Source organism: Aminobacter sp. P4_H6_2 (assembly GCF_056400805.1).
In genome coordinates, this window is sequence record NZ_JBFUKO010000663.1 from 1 (window position 1) to 2,833 (window position 2,833).

Annotated in this window: 2 protein-coding genes; both read left to right on the forward strand. The window is 62.4% G+C overall.

Annotated elements, in window-relative coordinates:
- A partial coding sequence (locus AC1DUU_RS28260; RefSeq protein ID WP_476786655.1) for a phage tail protein occupies nt 1-2,523 on the forward strand: 2,523 nt, incomplete at its 5' end.
- On the forward strand, nt 2,523-2,833 hold a 311-nt coding region (locus tag AC1DUU_RS28265; protein WP_476786656.1), incomplete at its 3' end, for a hypothetical protein. The genes AC1DUU_RS28260 and AC1DUU_RS28265, both read left to right, overlap by 1 nt.

Sequence of the window (2,833 nt, forward strand, 5' to 3'; positions counted from 1 at the left end):
GGCCTCCAGGTCGCATTTCCAAGGTACATCATGGCTATCTTCTCAGCGATCGGCGCCGTGGTCGGCACCGTATCGACATTCATTGGCGGTCTGGGTGCGTCGATCGGGGCTTTTGTCCTCAAGACGGCGGTCGGCATTGGCCTCAACCTTCTTGCCCAGTCGATAGCCGGCAAGGCCAAAGACCCAACATTCTCGATCAATGGTTCGCTTCAGGCGGGCGGTGATCTTGCGAGGTCGTTCATTCTCGGCAGGACGGCAACAGCCGGCTCGCTGGTTTGGGCGAACACCTGGGGCAATGTCGACGACACCCCGAACGCCTTCCTGACGCAGGTTATCGCGCTCGCGGATCTGCCTATCGCCAGCCTCGACGAGATATGGGTCAACGGTGAGCGCTGCACGCTTGGCGCCGACACCGGCTATGGCCGGAACGTCAACGAGTATCACGACAGCCTGTGGGTCAAGTTCTACGACGGCACCCAGACGGCCGCCGATCCTTTCCTTGTTTCGACCGCCTCCAATGGCCAGCGCCAGTGGGAAAGCACGCGCGTTGGTCTGGGCGTCGCCTACGCCATCGTGACGGCGAAGGTCACGAAGAACGTCTTCTCAGGCATCCCGTCATTCAAGTTCGTTGTCAGCGGCACGCGGCTTTACGATCCGTCTCGCGATTCCAGCGTTGGCGGCGTTGGTTCGCACCGGTGGAGCACCCCAAGCACTTGGGGCGGCGATGGCGACCATCTGCCGGCCGTCCAGGCCTACAACCTGCTTCGTGGCCTGACCTTCGGCAACAAGTGGTTTTATGGCCTGCAGGGACTGGCTGCTGCCCGTCTGCCGTCGGCGAACTGGATTGCCCAGATCAACAAGTGCCGCGCGACCATCGGTGGCGCGTCTGGTCCGGAGCCGACCTATCGTTCGGCTGGCGAAATCCAGATCGAAGCGCCGTTGGCGTCCGCGCTCGAGGCAATCCTGACCTCGTGCCAGGGCCGCATTTCTGAGATTGGCGGCGTCTATTCCATATATCTCGGCGCGCCTGATCTGCCGACGTTCTCCTTCACCGACGGCGATATCCTGTCGACCGAAGAGCAGTCGTTCACGCCCTTCTTCGGGCTGTCAGACACCATCAACGGCATTTCGGCAACTTACCCGTCGCCGGCCGATGGCTGGGCCGCCAAGACCGCACGACCGCTCTACCGACAGGACTTGGAAGCTCTGCACGGCAACCGCCGGCTCATGGCTGACGTGCCGTTAGACTTCGTTCCCTACGCCGAGCAGGTGCAGCGGCTTATGCTGTCTGCCCTGCTGGAAGCGCAGCGAGCTCGCAGGCACACCGAAGTCCTGCCGCCTGAGTTCTGGCCCTAYGCGGTGCCGGGTGCGGTGCTGTCGTGGACATCGGCACGCAACGGCTACATCGCCAAGCTGTTCCGCATCGACGGCGTAGCCGAYCGCGCCAACCTCGACGTGATGATCGACATCACCGAAGTTGATCCATCCGAYTACGACTGGGACAGCGGCGCCGATTACCAAGAACCGGTCGACGGTGCGGTTGGTCCTATTCGGCCGCAGCCGCAGCCAATCATCGACTGGTTTGCCGAGCCGTCCAGCGTCAAAGACGACGCTGGATTGGATAGGCGCCCGGCGATCCTGCTGACGTGGGACAATACCGCTAGCCGCCTTGTCGACGTTGTCGGCATTGAGTTCGAAGTGCGTCTGGCGGCCGATCTTTCGCATGCATATGGCGGCCGCACCGACCAGCCTGAGACCGGTTCGCTCAAGATCAGCCAAGGCTTGCTACCCGACACCAACTATGGCGTGCGCGGGCGGTACCTGCCTGGCGGTGATCGGCCGACGCTTTGGTCGGACTGGCTGCCGGTTCGAACGCCTGACATTCGCATTGCCGATGTTGAGGTCGGGCTCGCCGCTCTTCGCGACGATGTCTACAAGCGCCTGCTTCAACTTGCCCAGGAATCCGACGAGTTCCGTGCTCGCCTCGAGCAGTTGGCGCTTGCGGCTTCCGATGCTGCTGGAGTGATCGTCGACGAGAACTCGGTTTCTGTCCGGTTCCGCAACGCCACGGCTGGTGCGCTCACAGGCATCAGCGCTTCGATTGAAGAAATCGACGGTGCGATTGAAGCGCTAGCGACGGCCTACACAGCGGTTTCGGCCACGGTGGGCAATCTGGCTGCTGATGGTCTGTGGCGCATGCAGGCTCAAGCCGGGAGCGGCGGGAATGTCCAGGCGAGCGTTGTCCTGCAGGTCCGCGCGACCACAGGCAGCGGGTGGATCACTGCGGGCACGCTCTGGGAGGTTGGTTCGGTTGGCGGCGTCCCGTTCTCGCGCATTGTGCTGTTCGCAGATCAACTCGTCCTGACTAACGGGGCGGGCACGGCGATGCCCTTTGTCTACGACGCGGGCGGCTTGCGGCTTGCCGTGGCCAACATTGGCACGATCACTGCCGGTGTCATCAAGGCGCCCGACGGCAAATTCGTCTTCACCGTAGCTACTGGTACAATGGAGTGGTGGGACTAATGTCTCGTGGTTTCCTGAAGGACATCAACGGCTCCAAGCGCATGCGCTTTGTGAAGCCGGGCTATGATGCCAATAACCTCAACGTGCCGCCCAATGCCGTCATCTTCGATAGCGAGGATGCCGGCGGGCTGTTCATCTACCGATCGGGGTCTTGGTCGGGCGCTATTCCGGGTGGCGGCGGTGCCTACATCGCCACCTGGCCGAGCCTTGGATACACGCCGCTGGCGGTCGTCCAGAACGGTTCGCCGGGGGCGGTATCGGGGTTCTTCCAATACAATTACCCGGCGGCCAGTGTCCCGCGCTTCATTTG